At 43.0% G+C, this 22,374-nt stretch carries 19 protein-coding genes, 2 riboswitches and 1 other annotated feature; of the genes, 12 read left to right on the top strand and 7 right to left on the bottom strand.

Features of this window, described 5'->3' with window-relative positions:
* Positions 1–4 precede the first annotated feature (4 nt).
* Positions 5–2,086, top strand: coding sequence for a heavy metal translocating P-type ATPase (locus NSA57_RS01850; protein ID WP_257463825.1), 2,082 nt, complete (start codon positions 5–7; stop codon positions 2,084–2,086).
* Between the two features lie 453 nt (positions 2,087–2,539).
* On the opposite strand, the gene NSA57_RS01845 is transcribed toward NSA57_RS01850, so the two are convergent.
* Positions 2,540–3,166: a lysozyme family protein gene (locus NSA57_RS01845; RefSeq protein WP_243873655.1), complete on the bottom strand. Its 627-nt coding sequence runs from the start codon at positions 3,164–3,166 to the stop codon at positions 2,540–2,542.
* A gap of 742 nt (positions 3,167–3,908) precedes the next feature.
* Between NSA57_RS01845 and NSA57_RS01840 the strand changes: the two genes are divergently transcribed.
* Positions 3,909–4,976: a 3D domain-containing protein gene (locus NSA57_RS01840; RefSeq protein WP_257463824.1), complete on the top strand. Its 1,068-nt coding sequence runs from the start codon at positions 3,909–3,911 to the stop codon at positions 4,974–4,976.
* A 59-nt stretch (positions 4,977–5,035) separates the two neighbouring features.
* On the opposite strand, the gene NSA57_RS01835 is transcribed toward NSA57_RS01840, so the two are convergent.
* On the bottom strand, positions 5,036–5,593 hold the full coding sequence (locus NSA57_RS01835; protein WP_138270483.1) for a TetR/AcrR family transcriptional regulator: 558 nt from the start codon (positions 5,591–5,593) through the stop codon (positions 5,036–5,038).
* A gap of 414 nt (positions 5,594–6,007) precedes the next feature.
* Here NSA57_RS01835 and NSA57_RS01830 point away from each other — a divergent pair, with 414 nt between their 5' ends.
* Positions 6,008–6,841 carry a DegV family protein gene (locus tag NSA57_RS01830; RefSeq protein ID WP_257463823.1) on the top strand — a complete coding sequence of 278 codons (834 nt, stop codon included), beginning with the start codon at positions 6,008–6,010 and terminating at the stop codon, positions 6,839–6,841.
* A 135-nt stretch (positions 6,842–6,976) separates the two neighbouring features.
* Here the strand turns inward: NSA57_RS01830 and NSA57_RS01825 are convergent, their stop codons facing one another.
* Positions 6,977–8,257 (bottom strand): O-acetylhomoserine aminocarboxypropyltransferase/cysteine synthase family protein, encoded by a 1,281-nt coding sequence (locus tag NSA57_RS01825; RefSeq protein ID WP_257463822.1) that lies wholly within the window; start codon positions 8,255–8,257, stop codon positions 6,977–6,979.
* Between the two features lie 285 nt (positions 8,258–8,542).
* Between NSA57_RS01825 and NSA57_RS01820 the strand changes: the two genes are divergently transcribed.
* From NSA57_RS01820 to NSA57_RS01805, 4 genes are all read left to right on the top strand, one after another.
* On the top strand, positions 8,543–9,202 hold the full coding sequence (locus NSA57_RS01820; RefSeq protein WP_147598233.1) for a response regulator transcription factor: 660 nt from the start codon (positions 8,543–8,545) through the stop codon (positions 9,200–9,202).
* Positions 9,189–10,013, top strand: a complete 825-nt coding sequence (locus tag NSA57_RS01815; protein ID WP_173752290.1) for a sensor histidine kinase — start codon at positions 9,189–9,191, stop codon at positions 10,011–10,013. The genes NSA57_RS01820 and NSA57_RS01815 overlap by 14 nt, the downstream gene beginning before the upstream one ends.
* Positions 10,014–10,102: 89 nt before the next feature.
* On the top strand, positions 10,103–10,786 hold the full coding sequence (locus NSA57_RS01810) for an ABC transporter ATP-binding protein (RefSeq protein ID WP_147598235.1): 684 nt from the start codon (positions 10,103–10,105) through the stop codon (positions 10,784–10,786).
* Positions 10,783–12,768, top strand: coding sequence for an ABC transporter permease (locus NSA57_RS01805; RefSeq protein WP_257463821.1), 1,986 nt, complete (start codon positions 10,783–10,785; stop codon positions 12,766–12,768). Before NSA57_RS01810 ends, NSA57_RS01805 begins: the two co-directional genes overlap by 4 nt.
* Before the next feature lie 108 nt (positions 12,769–12,876).
* Here NSA57_RS01805 and NSA57_RS19760 read toward each other — a convergent pair whose 3' ends face one another.
* The 4 genes from NSA57_RS19760 to NSA57_RS19875 form a co-directional block, all read right to left on the bottom strand.
* A complete protein-coding gene (locus tag NSA57_RS19760; protein WP_390428191.1) occupies positions 12,877–13,407 on the bottom strand; it encodes a CatA-like O-acetyltransferase in 531 nt (176 codons plus the stop codon).
* 8 nt (positions 13,408–13,415) lie between these two features.
* Positions 13,416–13,871 (bottom strand): GNAT family N-acetyltransferase, encoded by a 456-nt coding sequence (locus NSA57_RS01795; protein WP_257463820.1) that lies wholly within the window; start codon positions 13,869–13,871, stop codon positions 13,416–13,418.
* Positions 13,872–14,107: 236 nt separating this feature from the next.
* Entirely contained in the window at positions 14,108–15,022 is a 915-nt protein-coding gene (locus tag NSA57_RS01790; protein ID WP_257463819.1) for a cation efflux transmembrane domain-containing protein, read from the bottom strand.
* 27 nt (positions 15,023–15,049) lie between these two features.
* Positions 15,050–15,178 (bottom strand): helix-turn-helix transcriptional regulator, encoded by a 129-nt coding sequence (locus NSA57_RS19875; RefSeq protein ID WP_354183246.1) that lies wholly within the window; start codon positions 15,176–15,178, stop codon positions 15,050–15,052.
* 597 nt (positions 15,179–15,775) lie between these two features.
* On the opposite strand from NSA57_RS19875, the gene NSA57_RS01785 reads away from it, so the two are divergent.
* The 5 genes from NSA57_RS01785 to NSA57_RS01765 all read left to right on the top strand — a co-directional run bounded on the left by NSA57_RS01785 (position 15,776) and on the right by NSA57_RS01765 (position 22,363).
* A complete protein-coding gene (locus NSA57_RS01785; RefSeq protein WP_257463817.1) occupies positions 15,776–17,263 on the top strand; it encodes an Lsa family ABC-F type ribosomal protection protein in 1,488 nt (495 codons plus the stop codon).
* Positions 17,264–17,322: 59 nt separating this feature from the next.
* Positions 17,323–17,551, top strand: a binding site (T-box leader).
* A gap of 54 nt (positions 17,552–17,605) precedes the next feature.
* Positions 17,606–18,631 carry a bile acid:sodium symporter family protein gene (locus NSA57_RS01780; RefSeq protein WP_022068613.1) on the top strand — a complete coding sequence of 342 codons (1,026 nt, stop codon included), beginning with the start codon at positions 17,606–17,608 and terminating at the stop codon, positions 18,629–18,631.
* A gap of 95 nt (positions 18,632–18,726) precedes the next feature.
* A riboswitch (glycine riboswitch) is annotated at positions 18,727–18,801 on the top strand.
* 9 nt (positions 18,802–18,810) lie between these two features.
* A riboswitch (glycine riboswitch) is annotated at positions 18,811–18,912 on the top strand.
* A gap of 105 nt (positions 18,913–19,017) precedes the next feature.
* The gene (locus NSA57_RS01775) at positions 19,018–20,436 is read left to right on the top strand and encodes an alanine/glycine:cation symporter family protein (RefSeq protein WP_257463816.1); all 1,419 of its coding nucleotides are present in this window, start codon (positions 19,018–19,020) and stop codon (positions 20,434–20,436) included.
* 369 nt (positions 20,437–20,805) lie between these two features.
* Entirely contained in the window at positions 20,806–21,558 is a 753-nt protein-coding gene (locus tag NSA57_RS01770) for a DNA alkylation repair protein (protein ID WP_257463815.1), read from the top strand.
* Entirely contained in the window at positions 21,536–22,363 is an 828-nt protein-coding gene (locus NSA57_RS01765; RefSeq protein WP_257463814.1) for a TrmH family RNA methyltransferase, read from the top strand. Before NSA57_RS01770 ends, NSA57_RS01765 begins: the two co-directional genes overlap by 23 nt.
* Positions 22,364–22,374 lie beyond the last annotated feature (11 nt).

The following is a 22,374-nucleotide window of genomic DNA, read 5'->3' as shown; positions in this document are numbered from 1 at the left end:
AAAGATGAAATTTCTTATCAAGCATGAAGTACAGGGCCGTCTCCGTATCCATGTTATCCGCAACCGGATGACATGTGCGGAGGCGGATGTTCTTTGCTGGGTCCTTGAAAAACAGAAAAATGTTGTAAAGGTCAAAGTATATGAGCGCACCGCAGATGCTGTGATCTATTATACAGGGGACAGGGAAGAACTGATCCATGGATTAAAACAGTTTCATTTTGAGAAAGCAGATGTTCCGGATAATGTAATCTCAAGCTCCGGGCGTGATTTAAATTCTGCATACAGGGAAAAACTGATCACAAAAACATTGCTCCATTATGGAGGGAAATTGCTCTTACCCAATCCGGTGAGAAAAACATGGCTGACTTTGAAAGCACTTCAATATATCGGAAAAGGGATCCGGTGCCTTGCAAGAATGAAAATAGAAGTTCCGGTATTAGATGCAACAGCAATTGGTGTGTCCGTACTGAGGGGAGATTTTAAAACGGCCGGTTCTGTCATGTTTCTGCTGGGAATCGGAGAATTGCTAGAGGAATGGACCCATAAGAAATCCGTAGGGGATCTGGCACGTAGCATGTCTCTAAATATCAAAAAAGTGTGGTTGAAAAGAGACGAGCAGGAGATTTTAGTTCCGGTCTCGGATATCCTGCCGGGTGACAGGGTGATCATACATATGGGCAATGTGATTCCGTTTGATGGAGAAGTGTCTTGCGGAGAAGGTATGGTAAACCAGGCATCTTTGACCGGAGAATCTCTTCCGGTACGAAGATGCGAGGGACAGTCCGTATATGCGGGAACTGTTTTGGAGGAAGGCGAATTGGAAATCGTAGTCAGAGCTGTATCAGGCTCTACCCGGTTTGAGAAGATTGTAACAATGATCGAAGATTCAGAGAAACTGAAATCAAATCTGGAAAGCAAGGCAGAACATCTGGCGGACCGTCTGGTGCCTTATACTCTGGTTGGAACAGCTATCGTCGGTCTGCTGACACGAAATGTTACAAAAGCGCTCTCAGTTCTTATGGTGGATTTTTCCTGTGCATTGAAGCTGGCTATGCCGATTGCAGTCCTTTCTGCAATACGGGAAGCAGGACAGAATGGAATTACCGTAAAGGGTGGGAAGTATCTGGAGGCTGTGGCAGAAGCAGATATCGTCGTATTTGATAAGACCGGTACGCTGACAAAGGCGAAACCAATCGTAAAAGAAGTCATTGTGTTTGGTGATTATCCGGAACCGGAAGCACTGCGGATTGCTGCTTGTCTGGAAGAACATTTTCCACACTCTATGGCAAAAGCCGTCGTGGATGCTGCAAAAAGAAGAAGTTTGTATCATGAGGAGATGCATTCCAAAGTAGAATATATTGTTGCCCACGGTATTTCCTCCTATATAGAAGGGAAGAAAACAGTCATCGGCAGCAGCCATTTTGTGTTTGAGGATGAAAAGTGTCGGATTCGTCCGGAATATCAGGAGCGGTTCGATACGCTTCCAGGAGAATATTCTCATCTGTTTCTTGCCATTGACGGAGAACTGGTTGCAGTAATCTGTATCGAAGATCCTCTCAGGGAAGAAGCCGGGGAGATGGTAAGACTTTTGAAAGAAGAAGGCATTTCCAAGATTGTTATGATGACAGGAGATAGTGAACGTACTGCAGTATCCATTGCGAAACGAGTGGGAGTGGATGAATATTATTCCGAAGTGCTTCCGGAAGACAAGGCAGACTTCATTGAAAGAGAGAAAGCCGCAGGAAGAAAAGTAGTGATGATTGGTGACGGAATCAATGATTCGCCAGCTCTTTCAGCTGCAGATGCGGGAATTGCAATCAGCGATGGAGCAGAACTTGCGCGAGAGATCGCAGATATAACCATTGCAGCAGAAGATTTGAGGGAGATTGTTATACTAAAGCGCTTGTCAAATGCCATGATTAATCGTATCCAGGGGAATTATAGGGGAGTCGTTGGAATTAATGCAGCATTGATCGCACTTGGAGTGGCTGGCATAATCCGACCGACAACTTCTGCATTGCTACATAATACTTCTACTCTGGCCATCAGTTTGAAGAGTATGGGAAATTTATTGCCGACTAATTAATATAAAATATTCATATCGTTATAATTTTTAATGTCTGAATAGTTTGATTTGTAGACTATTCAGATATTTTTATAGAACTCAATAATTGTTGTCTAACTACAGAATTTGCAGATATATTTCCGCAAACAAACGGAGATATTTTGGCATATATCATATTAGTCTGGATAAAATTCCCGACGGCCGGCATCAATCAGGGCCTGTCGTTCCATGTGGAGCCTGACTGCAAATCAGTGCGAAAATAGGCGGTTTTGCAGGATTTCAGGGATAAAGCGCAGTCTGTTTGCAACCCATTTGCCACCCGAAAAAATGAAATGAACAAAAAATGAAGAAAAGCGGTTGAATACTCTGAACTAAATCGGAATGTCCAACCGCTTTTTTATTTACTAGGGATTGACCGCAGTGATGTAATTTTTTCCTCCCCCCCCTCAATTTTGAAGGACAGGAGAAAATGATTTACGGATGATAATATCTCAGCACGTGTTCCGGGTATTTCTGATCGCCGTAATCCCATGGGCCGGCAGTCTCATAAAAAGGATCGTTCTCAGACCGCGCAGTTTCGCCGCTGGCCATTTTGGCAAAAGCCTCTGAAGTTTTTTCAGACCAGGAGGTGATACCGTTCTTTTCCAGGTAGGAGAAGTAAACGTCTGCGCCGAAATTATAAGCCTGAAGGGCAAGGCGGATTCTGTCCATATCAGTGGGGCTGGATACGCCTGCTTTTTCCATTGCATATTTCAGTTCCTGGATTCCACATTCAATGGAGTAGGAAGTATCGGTGATCCCATTTGGAACCTGGGGGTATTTTTTATTGTACGCGCCCTCAGAGGACTGAAGAACGTCAGGACCGCAGCCGGAGCTTTCCTGCATCATCAGAGCAAGAATCAGATCTGTATAATCAGACATTCCGTATTCTGCGGCAATAGTCTCCACATCCTGACGGTAGGCTTCACAGGCAGAGTTAATAGTAAGTATCTCTGACGGCTGCTGCCGGAACCGTATCATCCCGCCTGTAACAGCAAGCAGAAGAATGATCAATGCCGCGGCAAGAAACAGTTTCTGCTTTCGTACCTGTTTTTGTCTCAAGCGCTTTCTGCGGCGTGCGCGAAGCTCCCGGTGGGAGCTGGAGTCTGTTTTCTGGCGGCGCGAAGCTCCGGGATTTTTAACAGAAGCGCTTTTTTTACTGGCAATAGAGGCTTTGTTATTGGAGACTCTGTTTTGGGATCTTGCAGAAGATACGTTGTCTGAGGAGACAGAGCTGCTTTCTTTCTGCCTTGCAGGCAATCTGTTCTGTTGTATTTTTAAAGTTTCTTTATCTGATGTATTCATAGCATTATTGTATCGGGAAAACCCTGTTTTGAAAAGAAAAGAATTATTATGAAAGTCTTAAAAATTGGTGAACACCACATAGAAAATTGAAAATAGCAAAGGTCTATGGTATGATTTGGAGGAAGTATCGCACTCAGATCTGAATCATCAATGAATATATAAAGTTAAGAGATTTTTTATGTATACTGATTTGTAAGCTATTGCAGAATGAAAAGACTGGTGGGTCATATAAAAACATACACCGGGCTTATCCTTTTAACTATCAATGAGCAAATTTAAAAAGCAGTAAAATCCTCGCTGATTTGTCTTTCTGAGAGGCAAATATAGAGGCAAAAAATTCTTTTTTGTCCGTATATTACGGATTTCACTGTGTGAAACTTGATATTTGGTCATTTACAGACAATGAGATATGATAAAACAACATAGAGGTGACAGACAGGCTGTGCCGGTAAAAATATGTAGTTTTTAACAGGGCAGCCGGAAAGAAAAGGTGAAAAGTATGAAAAACAGATTCTGGCTTCTGCTGTTATCAGCGGTTTTGGTTTTCAGGGGAACTGCTGTTTATGCGGATGTGGCAGATTATCAGACAGTGACGCAGGAAGAACAGAAAGAAAATAAAACCATACAGACTTTTGAGACAGACGATGGACAGGGCAATTCTGTAAAAGTCGCAGCGTGCAGCGACATACTTTATGTGACAGCCAAGGCAGCAGCCCTCCGGTCAGTACCCGGTGATGAAGGAGAGGCTCTTGCAGAGGTCGGCCTTGGGGATGAAGTTTCCAGAAGCGCTGTGTGCGACAATAACTGGAGTAAAGTTTCTGTGGAAAAAAACGGGAATAAGGTGATCGGTTACATACAGAATCAGATGCTCAGTGCTGATATTCAGATTCAGCCGGAGAACGATCAGGTAGAGGTAAAAGCAGACAGCAGTATTCTTGATTATCCGGGGAGAAAAGACGGAGAAGTAGTGGGAGAAGTGCTGGAGCTTGATCAGGTAAAGCGCACAGGAACCGTAAATGAAGTGTGGAGCAGAATTTCCTATGTGGACGAAAACGGAGCGGAGCAGACCGGGTATATCCCTACCAGCGCTCTGGATCTTCCGGAAACGGTACAGACGGCAGATGCCGGAATTGATAAAAAGCTGGATGCAGGAACTCTTTCAGAAAGCAGCGGAGAAGGTGTTTTTGCAGAAGCAGTGGAGGCAGGCGGAAGTGTCAGTGAAGTCAATGGAGTACAGGTGGGAACTCCGGTTGCAGCATCCTCAGATGCGAACCTGAAACCACTGGGAACTTTCCGCATCACACATTACTGTCCATGCAGCATCTGTTGCGGTCCGTGGGCCAATGGAATCACGTCTACAGGTGTAACCGCAACTACCAACCACACAATAGCAGTAGACCCGTCCCAGATCCCTTATGGCAGTCAGGTAGTGATAAACGGACAGGTATATGTGGCAGAGGACTGTGGAGGCGCCATTAAGACAAACTGTATTGATATTTATGTGGCAACCCATGAGGAAGGCGAGGCAAAGGGTGTCTATTATACGGATGTATACCTGATCCAGTAAATACAGAATGCAGTTTCTTTTCCATGCTCTGACAGTAAAGAATCCGGGCACATTTCAGCCTAGACCCGGGTATGCTGGCAGATGATTCTGGCAACTTCTTCTGCGCTTTCCTTCTGGCCGTTTTCTTCCCACTTCAGGAAGGTGTTCAGCAGACCGCCTGCATAGTAATAAATATCATATAAAGACTGAACAGTTTCTTTTGGCAGATAGGAAAGCATAAATTCATTGATTCCGTCCATGAGAATAGAATGAAGCCCGTTTTGTGTCATAGTCAGAAAAAAGGTTTTGTACTGATCAAAGAATTTAAGCGAAAAAACAACATGAGAATACTCCTGGTAATTTCCAAGCCCGGGAGTATTTTTTCGTGCCTTTAAATAGTCTGCAACGATTTCTTTCATATAATCAGTAAGCGCTTCCTGAACAGAATCGTAGTAATAATAAAATGTCATGCGGGACACTCCGGATCTTTTCGCAATTGCAGAAACATTTACACCGTTCATCCCTTTGTCCTGCATAAGCTCAATAATGGCTTCTCCAATACACATCCGGGTAAAAAGAGAGCGTTCTGTTTTTTGAGCGGTTTTGTATCCGTTTCCGGAGCAAGCAGTATTTTTCATATAATTTCCTCGTATTATGCCTGTTTCTATAAAATTATAAATGAGCAGATATCGAATTTTGCACAATAGAATCTATAATATATGGACATAAAAGAAATATCAAGCTTTATATGTGTATCCTATAAAGATAAACTTGTGATGATTTTGTGCTTTTTTTCAAATTTGTTCATTTATGCTTATAAAAAGTAAATACAGATTTTTGTACAACAATATCCGCAGCACACGGACAGAAAAATATCCCTGTGTACGTATACAAGACAGAAGATGTCTTTGGGCAAGCTTTTAAATTTGTTTATTTATAGTTTATCCGATGATTTCCTTACAGAAAGAAACATTTTGTAAATTGTATCATGTACCGAGATAGAATACAATGACAGGTATTGACAAAAATACAGAATCAGGAGAAATGGTACAATGACAAGATTTATTGCGGATTCCTGCAGTGATATGCTTCAGATGGAAGGCGTGGATTTTGTAGCGGTTCCGCTTACAATTTCCACAGATGTGAAAGACTATGTGGATAATGAAAATTTAGATGTAAAGGGCATGACGGAGGATCTGGCAGGCTATAAGGGAAAATCATGCACGGCCTGTCCCGGGGTGGAAAGCTGGCTGAAGGCATTTGAAGGGGCTGATGTTATTTATGTGGGAACAATGACAAGTACTCTTTCCGGAACTTATAATTCAGCGCTGGTGGCAAAGGAGATGTATCAGCAGTCACATCCGGAAGCCAGGATCCATGTTTTTGATACACTGAGCGCAGGACCGGAGCTGAGACTTCTTATGGAAAAATTGACGGAGTTGGACAAAGAGGGAAAAACGTTTGAAGACGTGGTACGGCTGGGATGCGAATATATGAAAAGAACCAGACTGTTTTTTGCACTGAAATCTTTACATAATCTTGCGCAGAATGGAAGAGTGAGCAAAGTGGTTGCCGCAGCCGCAGGGGTACTGGGAATCAGTGTTTTTGGAACAGCCAGCCAGGAGGGAACCCTGGAGCCTTCTGCAAAATGCAGAGGAAGAAAAAAGGTAGTGGAAGAATTTTTAAACGAGATTACGAAGACAGGATTTCGAAAAGGCAAAATACGGATCAGCCATGTAGATAATCTTTCTCTTGCAGAAAAGATCAGAGATTTGGTTCTGGAGCGCTTTCCTCAGGCAGAGATCCTTGTATATGAAGCCAGAGGACTTTGCAGCTATTATGCAGAGAGCGGAGGCGTTCTCGTAGGAGTGGAAGGAAATCTGTAAAAAAATAATCTGAGCTGAGCAGAGATTCTGAAGCTCTTTTCCGGAAACAAAAAGACTGATAAACAGTGTTCTTATGATGGAAACATTGCTTATCAGTCTCTTTTTATGTATTTTGGAAAAGTATTATATGACTATTCAGGCGTTTTTCAGAGCTTTTTCAAGATCAGCAAGAATATCATCAATATGTTCAATTCCCACAGACAGTCGGATCATTCCCGGAGAAACACCGGCCTCCCGCAGCTGTTCATCATTCATCTGACGGTGAGTGTGGCTTGCAGGATGAAGAACCATAGTCTTGGAGGCAGCAACATGAGTACAGATATTGGCAAGTTCCAGGCTGTCCATGAAACGGACTGCTGCCTCGCGTCCGCCTTCCAGCTCGAAGGAGATCACACCGCAGGAGCCGTTTGGCAGATATTTTTCTGCAAGGGCATGGTATTTGTCTCCCGGAAGTCCGGGATAAATAACCTTGGAAACCTTTTCATGTGACGCAAGGAATTCTGCTGTTTTCTGTGCATTGCTGCAGTGGCGCTCCATACGGAGAGGAAGTGTTTCCAGTCCGATATTCAGAAGGAAGCAGTTATTAGGAGAAGGGATGGAACCAAGATCTCTCATAAGCTGAGAGGTTGCTTTGGTGATATAGGCTTTTTTTCCAAACTGCTTTGTGTACACAACTCCGTGATAAGACTCGTCCGGCTGGGTAAGACCGTGGTATTTGTCACCGTAGGCTTCCCAGTCAAAGTTTCCGCTGTCAATGATCGCACCTCCTACCTGAAGTCCGTGACCATCCATATATTTTGTGGTGGAGTGGGTGATGATATCAGCGCCCCATTCAAAGGGACGGCAGTTGATGGGGGTGGCAAAGGTATTGTCAACAATAAGGGGAACTCCGTGCTGGTGAGCAACACTGGCAAATTTTTCGATATCCAGAACTACAAGGGCCGGGTTGGCAATGGTTTCCGCAAAAAGAGCCTTGGTGTTAGGACGGAAAGCATCCGCAATTTCCTCCGCAGATGCGTCTGTGTCCACAAAGGTACAGTCAATGCCCAGTTTTTTGAAGGTAACAGCAAGAAGATTAAAGGTTCCGCCGTAGATGGTGGAGGCAGCTACCACGTGATCTCCGGCCTCGCAGATATTAAAAACCGCATAAAAGTTTGCAGCCTGTCCGGAAGAAGTGAGAAGCGCCGCAACACCGCCTTCCAGTTCTGCGATTTTCGCAGCAACAGCATCGTTGGTAGGATTCTGAAGGCGGGTATAGAAATAGCCCTCGGCTTTCAGGTCAAAAAGCTGGCCCATTTCATCTGTAGTATCGTATTTAAAAGTGGTGCTCTGATAAATCGGAAGCGCACATGGTTCTCCCTTGGAAGGAGTGTAGCCTGCATGGAGGCATTTGGTTTCAAGTCTGTAATCGCTCATGTTTTTCAGTCCTTTCTGAGATGTAAATTCTGTTCGCAGGACAGTATTGCACCGCTGTGAACAGATGAAGAAACAATCTGGAATTATCATAGCACAAAAAAGGTTCAGTGACAATTAGAAGGGACAAAAAAGATAGGTAGTTGTTGGGGTTAAAGATCTGTGTTAAAGTAATCACAGCAGAACATTGCCTTTATGGATGAATACCGGGCAGATGACGGTATTGCTTCAGAATGGAGGCAGGAGAAGCATATGGAAAACCATTAAGATAACAGAGGTGACAGAATTATGGCTTATAAAATACTGATGGTGGAGGATGATTCTTCTATTGCGGCAGGTCTGAGTTATGCCTTGGAAAAAGAGGGATATCTTGTAACTCTGTGCAGAAAAATTTCCCAGGCCTTTGAAGAAATAAAGACAGTTCATTTTGATCTTGCTCTTCTTGATATGCAGCTTCCGGACGGGCTGGGGAAAGAGATCGGACAGAAGCTTCTGGCAGAACAGACCCAGGTGATTTATCTGACTGTGGTGGATGATGAGGATGAAATTGTCCGGACGCTGGAAGACGGCGCAGCCGATTACATTACAAAACCTTTTCGCATGAGGGAACTGATGGTCCGGATCAAAAGGACATTGAATATAAAAACAGAGGAACAGCAGGTTATGAGGATCGGGGAAGCGGTGATCGATGCAAATGCAGGAAAGGTGTTTGTAAAAGATCAGCAGATTTCACTGACAGCGCTAGAATACCGCCTGCTGCTTATTTTTGCGGAAAATCAGTCAATTCTCCTTACACGGGAGCAGCTTTTGGAGCGGATCTGGGATATCAGCGGTGATTTTGTGGAGGATAACACCCTGACCGTATATGTAAAGCGCTTGCGGAAAAAGCTGGGGGATGCTGTTCAGATTTCAACAGTCAGGGGGATCGGATATCGTGTGGATCAGTAAAAAGGAAATTCTGGAACTTTCAGAGGGAATCCAGAAAGCCATTGAGGGAGAAAGCTTTGATCCAAGGGATGAGAAGGAAGGTCCCTGGAGTATTTTTAAAAATGATATTTATACATTGATGAACCTGGAGAGGGAGCAGAGAAGCGCCGCGGTAGAAGAAAAAGAACATCTGTCAGAATATTTATCTGATATTTCCCATCAGCTGAAAACACCGGTTTCCTCCATTTTGCTTATGACTGAGCTTATGGAGGATGCCCCAAAGGACAAGCAGAAAGAATTTCTTTTTTGCATCAAAAAAGAAGTACGGCATATGGAGTGGCTGGTAACAGCGCTGCTTAAAATGGCAAAAATTGATTCTATGAATGTAAATTTTCATAAGGATAAGGTACAGGCAGGGGAGCTTCTGGACCTTGCGATGGAATCCATAGAAATTATGCTGGATATCCGAAATCAGACTGTGAGGCTAAAGGAAGATATACCGCTTGTCTGTGACAGGAAATGGACGACAGAGGCTCTTATCAATCTTTTAAAAAACGCTTCAGAGTGTTCACAGGAAAACAGTGAAATTCTGGTGGACTCAGGAGAAAATCCCATTTATCGCTGGATATCTGTTACAGATCAGGGAAAGGGGCTGAAAAAAGATCAGCTTGCAGGTCTGTTCCGACGGTTCGAGGGCACTCATAAAGAAAACGGATATGGAATCGGGCTGCCTCTGGCTCTTTCCATTATGCGGGCTCAAAATGGGGAAATCGAAGTGCAGCCCGGTATGGAAAAAGAAGGTACCACATTTGTGATGAAATTTTATAAATAGTCACGGAAGAGTCACTTTTCTTATTTATCATGAATATCAAAGAGGCCAGATAAAAGCTGTGGCCGGAAAAATGAGAAAAGAGGTAATATATGGAAGTTTTGGAAGTAAAAGAGCTGACAAAAATTTACGGCAGCGGAGAAAATCAGGTGATTGCTCTTGACCATGTGAGCTTTCAAGTTAAAAAAGGTGAATTTGTTGCCATTGTTGGAGCGTCAGGATCGGGAAAATCCACCCTTATGAATCTGATCGGAGGAATTGACCGTCCTACCTCCGGAAGCGTTGTGATTGACGGAAAAAAGATTTTTGACATGAATGAAAGTGAAATGGCTATTTTCAGGCGCAGAAATATTGGTATTGTGTATCAGTTCTATAATCTCATCCCAAATCTGACAGTAGATGAGAATATTATGCTGCCCTGTCTTCTGGACCAGAGAAAGCCGGATGCAGGGAAGCTGGAGCGAATTGTGGAAATGACAGGATTATCCAACAGGAGAAAGCACCTTCCGGGACAGCTTTCCGGCGGTCAGCAGCAGAGGGTATCGGTTGGAAGAGCTCTTATTAATGATCCGGCTTTTATTCTTGCCGATGAGCCTACAGGAAATCTTGACAGCAGATCCGGAAGGGAAGTGATAGAGCTTCTTATGGCTGCCAACCGAAAATCCGGCCAGACGCTGATACTGATCACTCACGATGAAAATATTGCGCTGCAGGCAAACCGGATCCTTACGATCAGTGATGGAAGAATCATCAGAGATGAGGTGATCCGGGGATGAATATTCTGTGCACACTGGCCTGCAGCCAGATCAAACGAAAAAAATCCAGAACTGCGATCACCATTGCTGCGATCAGCTTATCCACAGCTCTTCTCACGGCAGTGATCAATTTTGCAGTAAGCGGAAACACTATGGTTCAGGGATTTCTGGGGGAGGATTATGGAGAGTTTGGAAGCGCCTATACCCTGCTTCTGCTGATCCCGGCAGCGATTTTGGGGGCTTTGATCATTGCAATGGCTGTGATCGTGATCTCCAATGCTTTTCGAATGAGCGCCAATGAGAGGGTGGCTCAGTTTGGCACACTGAAATGTGTGGGAGCTACAAAGGAGCAGGTGTATAAAACCATAATGTATGAATGTGTGCTTCTGTGCATTGTGGCAATTCCTCTGGGTGTTGTGCTGGGATATCTTCTCAGCTTTGTGGGAATCGGAATTTCAAATCAGTTTATGGAAGAGATGAATACTCTGGTAAGAATAATGATCAAGCAGGTGAATTTCAGCCTGTCCTTTGTTTTTTCTCCGGCAGCTCTTCTGGTATCTGTTCTGATCTCTGGTATTACGGTCTTTGTGGCAGCCATGATCCCGGCAAAAAAGGCCATGAAAGTATCAGCCCTTGACTGTCTCAGAAACGGCGGGGAAATCAAAGGGAATCTGAATGTCCATGCAAAAGCACAGATTAACGGAAAAAGAAGCATTGAATATCAGCTTGCCCGTAAGAATGTTGCATCCAATCGAAAACAGATGAAATCTGCGGTTATGGCTTTGTCTGTCAGCATGATCTTATTTGTTTCCATGAGTGGTCTCAAGGAGATCGCGGACGGGGTGCAGGAATATATGACGTTTGACTACGGATATTCTGTGGTGGCTGACTATTCTGCAAATCGTAAGTATACTACCAATCCGAAAACAGGTCGAGTAGAGGAACATGCACAGACGATCAGCTCAGAGCTTGCAGAGGAAATCCTGTCAGAGCTTTCAGAATATGAAGGAACAGAGGTATATGGAAGTGGCGCGGATTATGCAACTTACGATACTCCTTTAAGCTCTGAGGAGCTGACTCCGGAGGTGCAGAAGGCTCTGGAAAAAGAAATTACAGAGGAGAATGGAGAACTACTTCTGGATGTGGAGAGAATCATACTGGATGAAAAGCATTACAGAGAGCTGTGTCAACAGGCAGGCGTGGAGTACGGCGGAATTTTGCTTCTGAATGATTATAAGTATAATGATCACGGAACAGAAAAACATGTTCAGCCTCTGCCGTCATCCACTACTTCTCTGAAACTGGAAAAAGCGGATGGCAGCAGCCAGGAAATAGAAATTGCTGCTGTTTTAAGCCTGGAGGAGATTCCGGAACGGCTTCTGTACCCGAATACAAATCCGGTTCGTATTGTTGTTCCAAAAGGGGAAGTAAGGGGATATACCTGGATGACTACGCCGGAGAATGAAAACGGATATATGGAGTATGCCAGACAGGTTCTGGAATCTTATTTTCCGCAGAATGGCATGGATTACGGAGAAGCCGGATATGTCAGCCGGGTATATGGCGCTGAGGACTATTCAAAATTTATGAATATTGCCATTGTGCTGGCAGCATTTTTTATTTATGCGTTTGTATTCCTGCTGGGACTGGTCGGAATTTTGAATGTGATCAGTGCAGTCAGCTTCCAGATCAGGACAAGAGCAAGAGAGCTGGCAGTGCTGAAAAGTGTGGGGATTACTTCAGAGTCACTGGAGAAAATGCTGAATATAGAAAGTGTTCTCTGTTCCGGAAAGGCGCTGGTTACAGGACTTCCGGTGGGAATTCTTCTTGTTCTGATCATGGGATACTGTGTAAAAATGGTTTTCCCGATTTCCTTTCATATGCCCTGGGGAGCCATTCTGATCGCGATTGCAGTTTCTTTTGGAGTGATCTGGGGTACGGTGAAGGTTTCTTTGAATACATTAAAAAAACAGAACATTATAGAAACAATACGAACACTTTAAGGGGCTGCAGTCTGACGTATTTTGATGAAAGGTTAGCAAAATAATACTGCAAACAACGCAGTTAATCTGAGATTAGCTGCGTTGCATATACAAATATTTATTTATAATTTACCGTATAATCGTAATGATTTCTTTATCAAGAAATTCGTAAAATTTAGAAATATGTAATCCATCGATCAGTGCGTGATGGCATAGTACTGATATGGGGAGAAGAACTTTATTATTCTGCATAAAGTATTTTCCCCATGTAATCCTGGGATTACTGTCTGCGGGAACTGGGGTAGGGTTAATAAGAGCAGTATATGATATCCATGGGATAGTAGATATAAAAATCTTACCTAAAATGTCGTCCTCTTCTTCATTAATGGAATTCTGTTGTTTCGCCTTTTCCTGTTCCTTTGCAGCATAACTAATATAATCATCAAAAGAGAGATTACTGTCAAGGTCACAGTAGCAATATGTTCCATCACTTAGCGCTACTGTATGAGAGGTCAGGCAATAATCATATTCTACAATCTGGTTATTAAGAATCCTTTGTTTAAATTCTGATACCTGATTGGCGGCTCTGGAAACACAATAGCAAATTGTCAGAAAAAACGGAAGCTTTTTTGCTCTGATAAATGCCAGAAGAGCCGTAATATCTACATTTACTGTGACGCCAACGTATGGATAGGCAAGACTGTTAAAGTATTCATATATCCCTGTTTCTCATAGAAGCTGATAGCGGAAGAGTTTTCTTCCAATACCCAAAGAAAGGCTTCATATGCGTTTCGTCGTTTTGCAGATTCAGTAAAATTTTTTATAAGCGATGTTCCGATGCCCTCTCTCTGGAAAAACGGATCTACGTACAGCTCTTTTAATTCCCATGTTTCTGAGCTTTCACAGTTCCATTTCATCATACCTTTTACAATACCATCGTCAAAAACATAGATATTATCAATGGAATCCGGGTGATCCTGATAAAACAGTGCAAGTTTTAATACCTGCATTTCATTAAATGAAACTTCATCATTTTGAAATATGGAGCGGTAGGAGTAACGTTTCGCATATATTTGTATTTGCGCTAATCTTGATGCATCTTCTTTCGTTGCTTTTCTGATCATTTTTGGTCAGATCTCCCTTTATTTTCTGCTTTTTATACTCACATTATAGCTGTTCCGCATAGCTGCCGCAACAGAAACAGTTCTTTGCAGATGCAGGCACTATGATCATCGCGATCTTAAATGCAATTTGTATCCTTAGAGTTCATAAATTATAAGAGAAAAAATCACCAGAGCAAAGGAGAATAAGAAACCTCTCTTTTGCTCTGGCTTTTATCTGGCCAGAAGATATATGCAATTTAGTTATGATTATCAAGAATAATTTCGCAGAACGCATCTGGAATGCTTTGTGAAATTTTTTCGTTTAAACGGTTGTCTGCATCCTGAACATCCCTTACAGATACGGTATCAGTGATAACACGGAAATAGATAGAAACCCACAGCTTTCTTCCGGTTCGGGCGATATCATAGAAAACAGGGACAAAAGAATAGTCTTCTAAAATCTCACCTGATATTTTTTTTATCATGTCAACAGTTTCCTGATCGGGAGAAAAAAGAAATAATTCCCGAAAGGTTTTTGTCAGCATACGGACAGTTTCCGGAAGCATAAACAGCATAATCAGGATTGCAATAATCTGATCAAAATAAGGTGACAGAAATGCCAATGGGGTGTTTTGAAACTTAACGGCAATAAAAAAAGCAAAGGACATACCGAGACTGTATGCAACATCAAGTTTCCACCCTAATATTTCAGCTTTGACAGTGGGAGATGAAACTTTCCGGCTCATGAATTTCATGATGAGTAAAATGAAAAAGCTAATGGAGCCAAGTATAAGCTGAAAGAGAGAAACCTGTCCCTTATTAATCTGACTGCCCCCAGAGAGCAATTTTTCAATAACACTTGTTAAAACGCTTAGTGTAACAGAGATCAGCATAATATTTTTAATCAGAATAAAAAATGATTCTAATTGAAAGAAGCCGTAAGGATGCTTTTCTGAAATAGGACGATGAAATAAAGGAGTTAAAAACAGGAGTAAGATAATAAAAATCAGCTCAGCAGCATCGTATAGAGCATCCATAAGAGTAGATTGTGAATGACTGTAAATTGCATAAAGCAGTTCGGCAATGACAAAAGCAACTCCGGAAAAAAAGGAAAGAAGCAGGATTCTTCTTTCTAATATTTCTTCTGAGCTTTTCGATACATGATGTTTCATGATGTTACCTCTTTTTTGTCTGTTATTTTATATTGTGTATGATAGTTTTGGGAGAAGCCGGGTATATTTGCGAAAGGTTTCTGCAAACTTGCCGGGACATTCATAACCGATTTGCGAGGAAATTTCGGAAATATTTTCAGAAGTTTCTGATAACATTTTCGTGGCAATCTGTAAACGGTAATCTTTAATTAATTACACATTCCTCGCAATGGCATAAAATCCAGAAAATATGAATCCTGGTAGGCTCGCTCAGTTGTTTGAATATATTGGCAGTAGTCTCGAAATTCTCAGAGTCAGGTATGTGATCCATAAGTTGTGCCATAGGCTGTGTTGATGCGGTAAAGTATAATGTTCCATAAAAATCTCCTTTTTTGAATTAAGTGTACCATAAAATTGTCTTTTTGGAAATACAGGAAAACAACGGAAAATAGAAAACAAAATTTCATTTTAGTATAGGAAAAAAGTGATTTTTAGAGATTGCAGACCTGGCGGATTTATGTTATAGTAACTTATCATAAAAAGAAAGAGGTGGAAGGATGATTATTTTTTCTTGCAGATAAAACAGAATATGCAGCAGTGCCGGTATTCACGGCATTATTGCGTTTATTGCAAGAAAGTAATCAATCTGTTTCCTTATTATATTGTTTACAGCTGTCTTTTCGGAGATGGTGTAATTATGCTGTTACAGGCTGCAGAAAATAACTTTCTTGCAGCTTTTTATTTATAAAAAATAACAGCGGGGAGGCGGTTGTAATGTCAATGATCAGGGTTGAAAATCTTACATTTTCATATCCCTCATCCAGTGATAATATTTTTGAAAATGTGAATTTTCAGATAGATACAGACTGGAAATTAGGGTTTGTAGGCAGAAACGGAAGAGGAAAAACTACATTTTTGAAGCTTCTTCAGGGAAAGTATCCATATAGAGGAAGAATCCAGTCATCCGTACAGTTTGATTATTTCCCATATTCCATTGCAGAGAAAAAGGATCTGACAAAAAGTATATTGCAGGAGGTATGCCCTCAGGCAGAAGAGTGGGAGATTATGAGAGAATTATCCTGTCTGAAAGTAGATCCCGGTGTGTTGTGGAGATCCTTTGAAACGCTTTCTCATGGAGAGCAGACGAAAGTCCTGCTTGCAGCTCTTTTTTTGAATGAGGGGCATTTCTTACTGATTGATGAGCCGACAGATCATCTGGATGTGGAAGCCAGAGAACTGATAGCTTCATATCTGAAAAGAAAAAAAGGGTTTATCCTAGTATCCCATGACAGATTTTTTCTGGATAATTGTGTGGATCATATATTATCTTTAAATAAAACAGATATCCAGGTGCAAAGTGGAAACTTTTCATCGTGGATGGAGAATTTTGAAAGGCAGCAGGACTTTGAAGCTGCCCGGAATGAAAATCTGCAGAAGGAAATCAGACGGCTGCGTCAGACGGCAAAGCAGATCTCAGCATGGTCAGCCCAGGCAGAGACGGGAAAATTTGGTGTTCAATCTTCAGGATTAAAAGCAGACAGAGGCTATGTCGGTCATAAGGCTGCAAAAATGATGAAGCGGTCAAAGCAGGCAGAGGCCAGACAGAAACAGGCGATAGAGGAAAAATCCAGACTTCTTAAAAATGTTGAAACAGCTGAAGAGCTTAAAATATCCCCTCTGCGTTACCAGAGAGAGGTGCTGGCATCACTGTCTGAAGTTCAGATCTGTTATGGGGGAAAGACCATATGTGAGCCGGTTTCATTTGATGTGCATCAGGGAGCTCAGGTTGTACTTGAAGGTAAAAACGGCAGTGGAAAGAGCAGCATTCTGAAGCTAGTCACAGGTATGGATATTGAGTATACAGGCAGGTTTGCAACTGGTTCCGGACTTATCATTTCCTATGTACCTCAGGATACGTCACATTTAAGCGGCTGTTTAAGCTCCTTTGCTGCTGATAATGGGATAGAGGAAAGTCTTTTTAAAGCAGTTCTCCGGAAAATCGGGCTGGAGAGAAATCAGTTTGACAAAGATATCTGTAATTTTTCCAGCGGTCAGAAGAAAAAAGTACTGATTGCAAAAAGCCTTTGTGAGCCGGCGCATCTGTATATATGGGATGAGCCCCTGAATTACTTAGATGTTTATGCACGAATGCAGATAGAGCAGCTGATCAAGGCTTTTTCGCCTACAATGATTTTTGTTGAGCATGACCGGGCATTCCGGAATATGATTGCCACAGAAGTAATAAAAATAAAAAGTTCTTGACTTTTGGAAAAATAGGATTATAATATCTATCATAACAATAAATTAATGTGATAAAGCACCAAAATCCAATGAAGAGAACAAGTCTGTGTTCCGTAATGGTATTTCAGAGAGTCTGCGTTCGGTGAAAGCAGATATACCAGGGAGGATGGATATCATCTCGAAGGAGCTGACTGAAACAACAGTAAGTCATGCCGGAATCCCCCGTTACAGGGAAAACGTATGAAAGTACGTGAGAGCTGCAGTCAATGCAGAAACAGGGTGGTACCGCGGATTCTATTCGTCCCTTCCGGCAGTAGCCGGAGGGGATTTTTTGGTGCATGCGCAAAGAATGGAGGAAGCATTATGAAAACGTTACAAAAAGCAGGCAAATTTTTATCAGATTATACTTCTGCGGTAGTGATTGCAATCGCAGTAGTTACTTTTCTGGTTCCGCAGCTGATGGGCTGGGTCAATTATCAGCTATTTACAGATATGGTTGGAAATAAGTTTACCAGTCAGTCTATGATTATCGGTATTATCATGTTCAGCATGGGTCTGACACTGACAGCAGAGGATTTTAAGATCCTGGCGCAGCGTCCTCTTGATATCTGTATCGGTGCGGCAGCGCAGTATCTGATCATGCCGTTTCTTGCTTTTGGGATCAGCAGAGTACTGCAGCTTCCGGATGCCATCGCTCTGGGGCTGATCCTGGTAGGCTGCTGCCCGGGTGGTGTTTCCTCCAACATTATGTCCTATCTCTGCGGAGGAGATGTGGCATTTTCTGTAGGAATGACAACTGTATCCACACTGTTATCCCCGATTATGACTCCTCTTCTTGTTTCTTTTCTTGCAAGCGGAACAAAGATCAACGTAGAAGGTCTTCCCATGTTTGTTTCCATTATTGAAACTGTGATTCTTCCGGTGGGACTGGGATTTCTGTTAAATCGTTTCCTTGGAAAGAAAAAAGCTTTTCAGGAGATTCAGAAGGTAATGCCCGGCGTTGCCGTTCTGGGACTTGCCTGCGTGGTAGGCGGAGTTATTTCTTCTCAGGGCTCCAACTTCTTTACCTCCGGTGTGGTGATTTTTGTGGCAGTTCTTCTTCACAATGGTCTGGGATATCTTCTGGGATATGGAGCAGGTAAGCTTACCGGAATGAATACCTCCAAAAAGAGAACGATTTCTATTGAAGTGGGAATGCAGAATGCAGGTCTTGCTACCAATCTTGCTACTACAACAGCGCAGTTTGCAAGCGCTCCGCAGTCAGCTGTGATCTGTGCCGTATCCTGTGTATGGCATTCGATTTCAGGAACTCTGATCGCAGGATTCTTTGCCAGCTTTGACAGAAAAAAAGAAAAGGTTCAGAGTGAGAATACAGCAGCAGAATGTTAAGCGGAAATCACATTGCGAAGGAATATAAAATAAAAAAACTATTGACGAATCAAAAGATTAACGTTATACTATAGCGCAGCAACAGCAATAACGAGATGAAGTCTGCAGGAAAGAGGCTTTTGGCCCGCCGAAGGAGTAAAACTCTCAGGTACCCGTATTTCGGGCAGAAACTGCAGATGGATCGTTTCTCTGGAGACATCTGTTTCTAAAACAGAGGCCGAAGGTGCAAATGACGCAGAAGACGTCTTGAATCTCTCAGGCAAAAGGACAGAGTATGCTATCTAAAAGCAGAACATTTTTCTATATGTCTTTTATCTCTTTTCAGAAATGATCTTAATTTTAATCCCAAGGCTGTAAAATTTTATACAGAAGGAGCATTTTTTACCATGTGGAGTATGATGAATCAAATCCTTGTAGCTGTAGATGATTTTGTCTGGGGCGTACCTCTGATGATCCTGATCATGTCGGGCGGTGTTCTTCTTACGGTTCGCCTGGGCCTTCTTCAGATCCGGCGCCTGCCTCTGGCGTTAAAATGGATGTTCAAAAATGAAGAGGGCGGCAGCGGTGAAATATCCAGCTTTGCGGCTCTTTGCACAGCCCTGAGCGCGACCATCGGAACAGGAAATATTGTAGGAGTGGCAACCGCAGTGTGCACAGGAGGACCGGGAGCTCTTTTCTGGATGATTCTGGCTGCTTTTTTTGGAATGGCAACCAAATACGCAGAAGGACTTCTGGCAGTAAAATACCGGGTTGTGGCGGCAGACGGCCACAGTCTTGGCGGCCCTTTTTACTATATTGAACGGGGAATGGGTGCCAAATGGAAATGGCTTGGAAAGATGTTTGCATTTTTCGGTGTATGTGTAGGCCTTTTCGGAATAGGAACCTTCAGTCAGGTAAATGGTATTTCCAGTGCGATCCAGAACTTTTTTGATCCGGAAAAAGCAAACTGCGTCACCATTCCGTTTCTGGGCGAGTATTCCTGGGCAGTTGTGATTTCTTCACTGATTCTGGCATTTTGTGTGGCTGCGATTCTGATCGGCGGACTTCAGAGGATTGCTACAGTCAGCCAGATTATTGTACCCTTTATGGCAGTTATTTATTTTGGATTCAGTATTGCTTTGATTTTATTTCATATCAGAGAAGTTCCGGCAGCAGTTGTGACAGTGGTAAACGGCGCTTTTAATCCGGCAGCGGTAACAGGAGGCGTTGTCGGAAGTATGATCGTGGCAATGCAGAAGGGTGTTGCCAGAGGTATTTTTTCTAATGAGGCGGGACTTGGAAGCGCTCCTATCGCGGCGGCGGCTGCGCAGACAAAAGAGCCGGTGCGTCAGGGACTTGTAAGTATGACAGGTACTTTTATTGATACCATTGTGATCTGCACAATGACAGGACTTTCCATTGTGCTGACAGGAGCCTGGCAGGTAGAAGGTCTGGAAGGCGTACAGGTAACTACCTATGCATTTCAGCATGGACTTCCCATTCACCCGCAGGTGGCTTCTTTTGTACTGATGGTGTGTCTGGTATTCTTTGCGTTTACTACGATTCTGGGATGGGATTATTACAGTGAACGATGCCTGGAATATCTTACAAAGGGAAACAGAAAAACAATCCTTGCATATCGCTGGCTTTATATTTTTGCCGTATTTATCGGCCCTTATATGACGGTAAGCGCGGTATGGACCATTGCGGATATCTTCAATGGTCTGATGGCAATCCCGAATATGATCGCCATGTTTGCTTTAAGCGGCGTAGTGGTAAAGGAAACAAAGAGCTTTTTTAAAGCCCAGAAACATAAGAGAAACTGATACGTCTCTGTGACGGCAGATATAGGAGTGGGACGAGACTGTTCCTGCTTTTATATCTGCCTTTTCTGATGCAAAATACTTTGAGCAGGAGAAAGAACATGGTATAATAGGAACACTTAATGAATCCGGGACAAAAAATCCAGAGAGAGGATAAGCCTGGAGATTGAACAAGGCTGAGCAATGCGAACATTGAGTTTTATATCCATGGTATGATAAAAACATTTCATGCTCCGGACAAAAAAACAGGATGAATCCAGAGAAAATTTATAACCGGATATTTAAGAGTTCTGAATTATGCCATTTTTCGGAACATGAGCAGACGCAGCAGAAAAATCTGCAGCCTCAGGAAAGTACAGAAAGAGGGAGATTATGGAGAAACATCTGACAGAAAAGATAAGAAAAGAGCTTCTGGAAATGCAGGACCTTCCTTACCGGGATTTCCACGCAAAGCTGATGCCCACTGTGGATAAGGAAACTGTGATCGGGATACGGGTTCCGGTTCTGCGAAAATATGCCAGAACACTGGCAAAGGAAGAGGACATCAGCAGTTTTTTTAATGACCTGCCTCATAAGTATTTTGAGGAAAATAATGTTCATGCTTTTCTGATCCAGCAGATAAAGGATTTTGAAAGGTGCGTGGAGGAAGTTGAAAAATTTCTTCCATATATAAATAACTGGGCTACCTGTGATATGATGTCTCCTAAGATATTTAAAAAGCATAAAGAGCAGCTTCTGGTATCCGTGCGGCGCTGGATTTCATCGGATGAAACCTATACGGTCCGCTATGGGATCGGGATGCTGATGCAGCATTTTCTGGATGAAGATTTCAGGGAAGAGTACCTGGCGCTTGCAGCAGGTATCCGCTCTCAGGAGTATTATGTGAATATGATGATCGCCTGGTATTTTGCCACAGCTCTTGCAAAGCAGTATGAGAAAGCACTGCCCTATATAGAGGAGAAAAGGCTGGATGACTGGACTCACAACAAAGCCATTCAGAAATCCTGCGAAAGTTACCGGATCACGCCGGAACAAAAGGCTTATCTGAGAACTCTGAAGGTAAAAAAAGCCCGGTCACAAAAAATAATACAGAGGAATAGTTATGAACAGGATAATAGAGATTAAAGATTTTCAGAGCCCGGAGTTGGACGTTTATGCAAGGCTTTCGGAGGTACAGCTTTTAAGAGCCTGTGAGCCAAAGCCCGGACTTTTTATTGCGGAAAGCCCGAGAGTGATCGAGAGAGCCATTCAGGCAGGATACTGCCCGATTTCTTTTCTGGCAGAAAAAAAGGAGTTAAAAGGTCCGGCGGGAGAGCTTACAGAAAAATTTCCGGACATTCCGGTTTATACAGCCCCACAGGAGATTCTGACACAGCTGACCGGCTTTGCCCTTACCAGAGGAATGCTGTGCGCCATGAAAAGAAAAGAGCTCCTGTCTCCGGAAGTCATCTGCGCAGACGCACAGCGCATTGTCATTCTTGAAGATGTGGTGAATCCCACAAATGTGGGAGCAATCTTCCGGTCAGCGGCAGCCCTGAATATGGATGCGGTTCTTCTGACTGCAGGATGCAGCGATCCCCTGTACCGGAGAGCTGCCAGAGTCAGTATGGGAACTGTGTTTCAGATTCCCTGGACCAGATTTGGAAAAAAGGACTGGCCGGAAAAGGGGATGGGCTGTTTAGCCGGTATGGGATTTAAAACAGTTTCCATGGCTCTTTGCGAGGACTCGGTCAGTATTGATTCTCCGGAACTGCAGGCAGAAAAAAAGCTGGCAGTGATCCTTGGCACAGAGGGAGAGGGTCTGGCAGCCGGTACTATTGCCGGCTGCGATTATACAGTACGTATTCCCATGGCTCATCAGGTGGATTCTCTGAATGTGGCAGCTGCTAGCGCGGTAGCTTTCTGGGAGCTTGGAAAAAGAACAAAATAAAATGCAGCAGG

It is taken from the genome of Blautia caecimuris, from assembly GCF_024622975.1.
Lineage (GTDB): Bacteria > Bacillota > Clostridia > Lachnospirales > Lachnospiraceae > Blautia_A > Blautia_A caecimuris.
The sequence above is the reverse complement of the archived record's forward strand: the minus strand, read 5'-3'. Positions and strand labels throughout refer to the sequence as shown.